Origin of the sequence: Nocardia arseniciresistens, assembly GCF_046764875.1 — a bacterium.
GTDB lineage: Bacteria > Actinomycetota > Actinomycetes > Mycobacteriales > Mycobacteriaceae > Nocardia > Nocardia arseniciresistens.
The window spans coordinates 139,195-147,059 of record NZ_JBKORD010000021.1 but is presented as its reverse complement, the minus strand read 5'-3'; the positions used below and the strand labels follow the sequence as shown (position 1 = coordinate 147,059).

General features: G+C 65.4%; 8 protein-coding genes and 1 pseudogene. 7 read left to right on the top strand and 2 right to left on the bottom strand.

Annotated features, from left to right (window positions below; translation table 11 throughout):
• From ACLMAJ_RS32655 to ACLMAJ_RS32635, 5 genes and pseudogenes are all read left to right on the top strand, one after another.
• Nucleotides 1-130 (top strand): annotated as a pseudogene (locus ACLMAJ_RS32655) (inositol-3-phosphate synthase); the annotation flags it as partial.
• A gap of 99 nt (nucleotides 131-229) precedes the next feature.
• Nucleotides 230-1,459: an MFS transporter gene (locus ACLMAJ_RS32650; protein WP_412017734.1), complete on the top strand. Its 1,230-nt coding sequence runs from the start codon at nucleotides 230-232 to the stop codon at nucleotides 1,457-1,459.
• 139 nt (nucleotides 1,460-1,598) lie between these two features.
• Entirely contained in the window at nucleotides 1,599-2,636 is a 1,038-nt protein-coding gene (locus ACLMAJ_RS32645; protein WP_412017729.1) for a polyprenyl synthetase family protein, read from the top strand.
• Between the two features lie 222 nt (nucleotides 2,637-2,858).
• The gene (locus ACLMAJ_RS32640; RefSeq protein WP_412017728.1) at nucleotides 2,859-3,221 is read left to right on the top strand and encodes a hypothetical protein; all 363 of its coding nucleotides are present in this window, start codon (nucleotides 2,859-2,861) and stop codon (nucleotides 3,219-3,221) included.
• Nucleotides 3,222-3,356: 135 nt separating this feature from the next.
• Nucleotides 3,357-3,938 carry a TetR/AcrR family transcriptional regulator gene (locus tag ACLMAJ_RS32635; protein ID WP_412017727.1) on the top strand — a complete coding sequence of 194 codons (582 nt, stop codon included), beginning with the start codon at nucleotides 3,357-3,359 and terminating at the stop codon, nucleotides 3,936-3,938.
• A 4-nt stretch (nucleotides 3,939-3,942) separates the two neighbouring features.
• Here the strand turns inward: ACLMAJ_RS32635 and ACLMAJ_RS32630 are convergent, their stop codons facing one another.
• Nucleotides 3,943-4,974: a cation diffusion facilitator family transporter gene (locus ACLMAJ_RS32630; RefSeq protein WP_412017726.1), complete on the bottom strand. Its 1,032-nt coding sequence runs from the start codon at nucleotides 4,972-4,974 to the stop codon at nucleotides 3,943-3,945.
• A 274-nt stretch (nucleotides 4,975-5,248) separates the two neighbouring features.
• On the opposite strand from ACLMAJ_RS32630, the gene ACLMAJ_RS32625 reads away from it, so the two are divergent.
• Together ACLMAJ_RS32625 and ACLMAJ_RS32620 are read left to right on the top strand one after the other, a co-directional pair.
• Nucleotides 5,249-6,058 carry an SAM-dependent methyltransferase gene (locus tag ACLMAJ_RS32625; RefSeq protein WP_412017725.1) on the top strand — a complete coding sequence of 270 codons (810 nt, stop codon included), beginning with the start codon at nucleotides 5,249-5,251 and terminating at the stop codon, nucleotides 6,056-6,058.
• Nucleotides 6,059-6,091: 33 nt separating this feature from the next.
• Nucleotides 6,092-7,384 carry a diguanylate cyclase domain-containing protein gene (locus ACLMAJ_RS32620; RefSeq protein ID WP_412017724.1) on the top strand — a complete coding sequence of 431 codons (1,293 nt, stop codon included), beginning with the start codon at nucleotides 6,092-6,094 and terminating at the stop codon, nucleotides 7,382-7,384.
• Nucleotides 7,385-7,403: 19 nt separating this feature from the next.
• Here the strand turns inward: ACLMAJ_RS32620 and ACLMAJ_RS32615 are convergent, their stop codons facing one another.
• Nucleotides 7,404-7,856: a hypothetical protein gene (locus ACLMAJ_RS32615; RefSeq protein WP_412017723.1), complete on the bottom strand. Its 453-nt coding sequence runs from the start codon at nucleotides 7,854-7,856 to the stop codon at nucleotides 7,404-7,406.
• Nucleotides 7,857-7,865 lie beyond the last annotated feature (9 nt).

Genomic DNA, 7,865 nt, shown 5'->3' with positions numbered 1-7,865 from the left:
CGCTCTCGATCGTGGTATCGGCGGACCGGTCATCCCGGCATCGGCGTACCTGATGAAGTCTCCGCCCAAGCAGCTGGCCGACGACATCGCCCGCACCCAGCTCGAGGAATTCATCATCGGCGCTGAATAATTCGGCGACGGCTGAAACCACAGGGAATAGAGGAAATCACTTTTGTACGGCGATGAGCCGCAATCCGCCGCGACAACCTACACCGATCGCGAATCTGTCGTGCCGGATACCCCGAGTGTTGGTTGCGGCAGTTCAGCGACGCGCTTGATCCGAGACCGCACAACGTGGCTGCATTACGCACAACTAGGTGCTCTGGGCTACTTCCAGTTCGGATTCGGTTCCTCGGTCCTGTTATTTCGCGAAGAATCAGGGGTGAGCCGCACTGTCGCAGGCATGTACGGGCCAGCGCTGGCAGTGGGCACGATTGCCGGCGGCGTACTGTTCCCGCACTTGACCCGGCGGCTGCCACTGGGCGTCGTGCTGACGATCGGCCTGACCGGACTCGCCGTCGGTGCGGGCATGTTCTGTCTGTCGTCGTCGGTGACCGGCACACTCCTCGCAACCGTCATCGCCATGACCTTCGGAATCCTCGTGCTGAGCGGAGTATCCACCGGACTCTCCGACCATCACGGAACCATATCCGCAGCGGCGATCAGCGAGGCCAATGCGGCCAGTGCCGGTATGGGCTTCCTTGCGCCGTTGCTGACCAAGGTCGCGGTGGACGCTGGTATGGGTTGGCGAGCGGCGCTCGGTCTCACGTTCGTGCTCGCCGGTACGTTGGCCGCGCTGACCGCGTCGACGCGGTGGCGGAGCCCGGCTGACAGCAATAAGGTTGCCGTTCAACGAGATTCGACAGGCAAACACCTGCCTCGACGGTTCTGGCTTGCGTGGTCGTGTCTACTGGCAATCGAGTCCGTGGAGGCAGGCTTGATCTTGTGGGCCGCCGAGCAACTCCACGAACGCACCGGCGTCTCGGCGGACACAGCAGGTATCGCTGTCTCGGCTGTGCTGGGCGGCATGCTGGTCGGGCGGCTGGGGGCGGCGCGGGTTGCGGTGCGAATAGCCAACGTACCCTTGATGTTCGGGGCTATCGCCACGGCGGCAGCCGGATTCGCGGTGTTCTGGCTGGCTACCGAACCCGCGATCGCACTCGCCGGCCTCCTGTGTTGCGGGCTGGGAATGTCGTTGCACTTCCCGCTCAGCGTGGCCCTGACCATGGAGGCTTCCAACCAACAGTTCGAGCTGGCCATGTCCCGCAACTCCTATGGTGTCGCATTCGGATTCGGGGTCGCGCCGTTCCTGCTCGGTGCCCTCTCCGACCTGCTCGGCATCCGCTGGGCATTCTGCCTGGTTCCCTGCTGCCTGTTCGCCGCAGCACTGTCGCTGGGCCAACTGGCCCGATTGCAGCGACAGGACCGAGTCGAGGTGTCAGCGCCGACGGCAATGTGACGGCGCCCGCGTCATCCGACAGGACACGCATATTTCTCCGGAGACTGGCCGATGTTCCCGAGTACGCATACGCCTTAGAGTCCGGTTTGCTGCCGCAGCTCACGTGATCGAATTCGGTCGGCAGCCGGAGGTGAGTGCAGTGTCGGTCACGACAACAGAACCGTTGGGCACCGAGCTGACGGCGCACGAGGTGCTGGCCAGTGCCGGAGCCATGGTCGAGCCTGCCTTGCGGGTGTCGGTGGATTCGCTGGGTGAACCCCTGCGCCGCATGGCCGGATACCACCTGGGGTGGTGGGATGCGACAGGTATGCCGGTACCAGGCGAATCGGGGAAGGCTTTGCGCGCCGCTCTCGCATTCAGCGCGGCCGCCGCCTGCGGTGGCAACCGCGACGACGCTGTCCCCGCCGCGGCCGCCGTCGAGCTACTGCATAACTTCTCTCTCGTACACGACGATGTCATGGACGCCGACCCGCTACGCTGCGGGCGCCGAACAACGTGGAACGTCTGGGGAATCAACAACGCCATCCTGCTCGGCGACGCCCTGCAAGCGCAGGCGGTCAAGATGCTCTCGACTCGGCTGCCAGGACATCTGATCGCCGAGGCAATTACCCGGCTACAAACAGCGACGCTCGAGCTGTGCCGCGGGCAATACGCGGACTGCGCGTTCGAGAACCAGGCACGGGTCGGCATCGACGATTACCTCTCGATGGTGGCAGCCAAGGTCGGCTCGCTGATGGCCTGCGCAGGCGCCCTTGGCGCGCTCTGCGCCGGCGCACACCCGCGCACTGTTTCCGCCATGGAAATCTACGGTCGCGAACTGGGCTCGGCGTTCAAATTCGTCGACGATGTGATCGGAATCTACGGTGACCCAGCGTTTTCCGATCAGTGCGTCGGCAACGACCTGCGCAACCGCAAGAAGACACTGCCCGTGATCGCCGCGCTCGAATCGGGCACCGATGCCGGTGTCGAACTGGCGGATCTGTTCGAATCGATAGAACCATTGGCCCCGGAACAGGTGGCGCGGGCAGCGGCGCTGGTCGAGCAAGCCGGAGGACTCGAGCTGACGCTGCGCCACGTACGCGAACGGCTGGCAGCTGCGACGGCGGTGCTCCCGGTTGATGCCGACACCAGGGATCTCGAACAGTTGGCCCGCCTGGTCACCGTGCGAGACAACTGACTGAGCCCACCCGCGCCGAAGATCGTGCCCCCGGTGGCGGGGATGCGCTCGAAAAGCCGTCCGAGGCGTGGAAGTGCCTACCGGGCAACGTGTCTACGTCTGGATGGTGGGTGCGGCGGGCTCGCTGCGCCGGTGGGTGCGCGCCGAAGGACTGCCTGATCGCGCCGGGCGTAACCTTTCAACGCTCCACACCGACAGCACACAGCAACAGGAGGAGTTTCCATGACAAGGACAATTGCCGCCGCCGCACGAGTGGCGGCCGCTGGTGTATTCGGACTGGGCTTTGTAGCGATTGTCGGCTCGGGCGCCGCCCAGGCGGCACCTCAGGATTGTGTTGTCGAGCGGGATCTCGTCGGTGCGTCGGCGACCTGCCAACCCGACGGGGGCGAGAATTACGTCCTCCACCTCGACTGCTTCGGCCTGCGCAGCACGGGACCGTTCCCGATGTACGGTATCGGGCCGTACACCCAACTCAGCTATCCCTTCACACCGACAGGGCAGCGCACGACGGTCGCCTGCACGGGGGTCGGCCCCGGCCTCATCGCCGTGGCCACCAACGCCTACGTGGAGATCTATCGCGGCTAGGGACATGCTGGATCGACCTCCGGGCGTGCGTGCGCGGAATGCATCGACGTGACGGGTGGCGTCCGCGGGTCCCGTGGCCGCGGGCGCCGGCTCGGCACTAATCTCTGGTGCATCAGCTCAACGGGAGGCGGCGTTATGGCGCGCGGACGGATCCGCGATCCGATTCGGACGCGGGCGGTGATCATCGACGCACTGCTCGGGGCCCTGGACGCGGGTGAGGTGTCGCCGACCGCGAAAAGTATCGCCGAACGGGCTGGAGTTTCGCTGCGCAGTATCTTCGTGCATTTTCCCGACCTGGACGAGCTCAAGGCCGCGGCGACGATTCAGCAGACCGAGCGGGTCGAACAGTTGATCACCGGCGCCGATCCGAACACTCCATTGCGCGACCGCGTGGATCTGGTCGTGGCGCAAACCGCGCAAGTGTTCGCGCTACAGCGCCGAATCCGCGTGACCGGGCTTGTCGAATCACCGAATGTGCCCATCATCGATGAGCGGATGCGGCGTGGAGATCGTTTGCTGCGAGACCAACTCGCCCGCACTTTCGCTATCGAGCTCGAGCGGCCCGACGGCACCGTCGACGAAGAACTTCTCGACCTGATCGAAGCCACGACCGCGTGGAGCTTCCGTCACCATCTCGTCGACCGCTGTGGGAGGCCACCCGAGGCGGCCTCCGATGCGGTCCGTCGAACGCTGCTGAGTCTGCTGGCCGGGCCGTAGCTTGTCAGGATCGGTGGATCGGCCCGTGGGATTCGGCACAGTGCAGATCTTTCCGCGAGAGATCGAGGTCTGACACGTGGTCCACCTGCAGGGTGGTGTGTTCCAGGCCGAACTCGTCGTGGAGTGTCCTTTCGATCGTCGAGCGGGCCGCGTGGCAGTCGGCGCCGTCGGCGACGAGCACATGTGCCGACAACGATGGCTGCCCGGAGGTGATCTGCCAGACGTGCAGGTCGTGCACCTCGCTCACCTGCGGGATGGTGACGATGCGGGCGCCGATGACGTCGGGGTCCAGGTGGGCGGGTGCGGCCTCGAGGAAGATGCGGCCGGACTCACGGACAAGCGACCAGCCTGCCTTGGCCATCAGGACGGCGACGACCAGTGCGGCGATGGCGTCGGCGCGGGCGAAACCGGTCAGCCACACCACCGCACCCGCGATCGCGGTGCCGATGAAGGCGTAGAGGTCGTTGAGGATGTGCTGGAAGGCGCCCTCGACGTTCAAGCTGGTGCGGTTGGCGCGACTGATGCTCCACGCCGCCACGATGTTCACCACGATCCCGACCAGCGCGGTGATCAATACAAGCGGGCCGGAGACCTCCGGTGGATTGATCAGCCTGGTGATGCCCTCGTACACGAACCACACCGCGAGTAAGAGCAGGGTGATGCCGTTGGCCTGGGCGGAAAGTATCTCCACGCGCTTGAAGCCGTAGGTGAATCGGCCCGCGGCGGGCCGCCTTGCCAGCCGGATCGCGATCATAGCGAGCACGATCGATGCGGCATCGGTGAGCATGTGCCCGGCATCGGTGATCAGCGCCAACGAGTTGGCCAGGATGCCGACGACCACCTCGACCGCCATGAAGGCCAGGATCAACCCGAGTGCGATGGACAGCCAGCGCGGGTCGGAATTCGTCGAGACGCCATGGTCGTGACCGTGCGAGTGGTCACGCGAATGGCCATGCCCCGTCTCCGCGCCATGATCATGGTCGGTGTGGGGGACCGCCTCCACCGACTGCTTCGACGACCCGCACTGTTCTCCCATAGTCGAACGTCCCTTCCCTTTCGTGGCTGCCGCTGGATAGGGTAACCCATTTTGCACACATGCGCATGTATGAATATTACGCGGGTGTCGCACGGCCGGTTTGACCACCGCGATCATGTGCGGCTGCGAGGTGGTGATCATGTGCGGCATGGGGATTCGCTGGTCCGGTTACTATTCGGACTGCACCTTTCGGGTGATCGAGAGCACCGTATCCGGACGGGGCGGACCGACCTGGAGCCGGGAAGGTCCGATCGCGAGCGTAGAGGGGTTTTCGATGGATAGGCCGCAGTGGGCGCCCGAGGGCGTGGATATGCAGCAGGCGAGTCCGGCTCGAATGTATGACGCCCTGCTGGGTGGCTCGCACAATTTCGAGATCGACCGCGAGGCCGCCGAAATGGGCAAGCGATTGGTCCCCGACCTGCCGCGATTGGCGTTGAGCAACCGGGCTTTTCTGCGCAGGGCGGTGCGATTCCTCGCTGATTCCGGCATCAGGCAGTTCCTCGACATCGGTTCGGGAATCCCGACCGCGGGCAATGTCCACGAGGTCGCGCAGGCCATCGACCCGGAATGTCGCGTGCTCTACGCGGACATCGACCCCGTCGCGGTGGCCCATTCGCGGGCGATCCTGCGGGACAACGACAAAGCCGCCGCGATCGAGGCGGACCTGCGCAAACCGGCTGAGCTGCTGGCTCGCGTCCGGGAAACCGGAGTCATCGACTTCGACAAGCCCGTCGGCGTGCTGCTGATCGCCGTGCTGCACCTGCTCTCCGACGACGATCGACCCGCCGAGATGGTCGCCCAGCTCCGTGCGGTCGTCCCCACCGGCAGTTATGTCGCGATCTCGCATCTGACATCGGCGCTGCGCCCCGAAGACGCAAGCAAGCTGGGAGCCAACGCGGCCAACCAGAGCAGGATCGGTATCCATTTTCGTTCCAGGGACGCGATCGCGACTATGTTCGAAGGATGGGAGCTGGTCGAGCCCGGCGTGGTCGAGCTGCCTGCGTGGCGGCCGGAGTCCGAGCGCGACCGACACGAGGCGCCGGGCCGCTCGCTAGGCCTGGCAGGCGTCGGCTTCAAGGACTGAGAGGGCGAACAGAACCGGCAGGGGGTTGGTGGCGTGGGTGTGCGTGAGGTGGCGGTGCGATGGGCCGACGCGCTCGACGGCGTGGTGGCGCCGACACTCACGCGAACCCAGATCGAAGGGTTGCTCGCCGAGCAGACCGAGGTGCTTTTCGCCGCGGTGCGCGGGACGGCCGACCTCTCGGTAGCCCACGACGTCGCGGCGGTGCTCGTCGCCGCGAACTATCGCGACCCGCTGGCCGTCAGCCGTTCGATTCCGGTGATCTGCCACGACATGGTCGGTGAGATCCGCCCGACGGCAACCGATTACGAGCAGATCCGTGACCGGGCGATCGCCGTCGCCGCCGAGTTCGCCGCGGGGTTTACCAAGGAGCTGCGCAGTGCGGCGCTCAACGAACAGGAAACCATGTTGGCCGCGACACTGTCGGCTGCCCAGGAAGCCGAGGCGCGGCAACAGTTGTCGGAGGCCAGATTCGAGGCGGTCTTCGAGGGTGCATCGGTCGGTATCGGCACCATGGATGTCACCGGCAAAGTGCTCGACGTGAACGCGGCCATGGCCGAGATGCTCGGTCGGCGGCCTGCCGACATGCCTGGCCGTTCGGTGGCCGCGCTGCTCGGCCCGAAGAATATCGGGGGCGCCTTCGCGGAATTCGAGCGCATCCTCAGCGGAGCGACCAACCGCCTCCGCCTCGAGGCCGACTACATGCGACCGGACGGCACCCTGGCGAGAATCGACATGTCGATGTCCGCGGTACGCGACCACAGTGGGCAGGTCCGCTTCCTCATCGGCGTCGCCGTCGATGTGACCGACCGTAAACTGCTCGCAGATCGCATGTGGCACGACGCGAACTACGACAGTCTCACCGACCTGCCCAACCGCGTGCTCTTCTTCGACAGGTTGGCCACCGCCACTCCACCGTTGGGTGTTTGCTATCTGGATCTCGACGGCTTCAAGGAGATCAACGACGTGTGGGGCCACACCGTCGGCGACCGCGTGCTGCGCGATGTCGCGCAGCGACTACAGGCCTCGGTCGCGCCGGTCGGCGGCCTCGTCGCCAGAATCGGCGGCGACGAATTCATCGTGCTCATCGAAAAATGTTCCGGTGCGGAGGAATTGGCTACCACCTCCCATCTGCTACTCGCCGCACTCGCCGCGCCGATGCAGATCGAGGGACGTCCGCTTGTCGTCGGCGCCAGCATCGGCGCTGTCTTTGTCGAGGACCGGCCGACCGAGGTCGACGAGTTGATGCACGCCGTAGACACCGCCATGTACCAGAACAAGGCCGCAGGGGGAGCGCGGAGGCGGGCTCAGCGCTCCCAGCTGCCATAAGCAAACGCCCGGCTTCGACTCAGGCGGTAATGATTCCGCTGTAGGTCGAGAAACCACGCCCCTTCGACTGGCAGCTGAAGCTGCCGTGGAACCCGGACTCACACCTCGCCCCCGCGTGTTCGATGAACGCCCCCCATGTGCCCTGTCCTGTCTTGACCTCGGAAAGGGGTGGGTTGCCGCCCGGCAGTGTGTGCGGCGTACCACCGGCGAAGGACGGGTGGGCCGGCAGCCACGACTGGTCGATCACGATGTTGCGCACCGGCAACAAGGCGGGCAGGAACGAGTATTGGATTTTCATGGAGTCCGTCAGATCGCATCCGACAGCGCCGTCGCCGGTGATAGAGCACTGCATGATGCCGTTGCTGAAATAGACGGCGCCCCCGTCGTCGGCCTGCGCGGTACCGGCTAGCAGGACCGGTGCCACCGCCGCGGCCGCGAACACTCCGGCGAACTTCCTGATGGTGCGCTTCATGCAAACTCC

Excerpts from the sequence above, each read along its gene's own strand:
- ACLMAJ_RS32640 (WP_412017728.1), top strand. The coding sequence starts at position 2,859 with ATGACAAGGACAATTGCCGCCGCCGCACGAGTGGCGGCCGCTGGTGTA.
- ACLMAJ_RS32635 (WP_412017727.1), top strand. The coding sequence starts at position 3,357 with ATGGCGCGCGGACGGATCCGCGATCCGATTCGGACGCGGGCGGTGATC.
- ACLMAJ_RS32630 (WP_412017726.1), bottom strand. The coding sequence starts at position 4,974 with ATGGGAGAACAGTGCGGGTCGTCGAAGCAGTCGGTGGAGGCGGTCCCC.
- ACLMAJ_RS32625 (WP_412017725.1), top strand. The coding sequence starts at position 5,249 with ATGGATAGGCCGCAGTGGGCGCCCGAGGGCGTGGATATGCAGCAGGCG.
- ACLMAJ_RS32615 (WP_412017723.1), bottom strand. The coding sequence starts at position 7,856 with ATGAAGCGCACCATCAGGAAGTTCGCCGGAGTGTTCGCGGCCGCGGCG.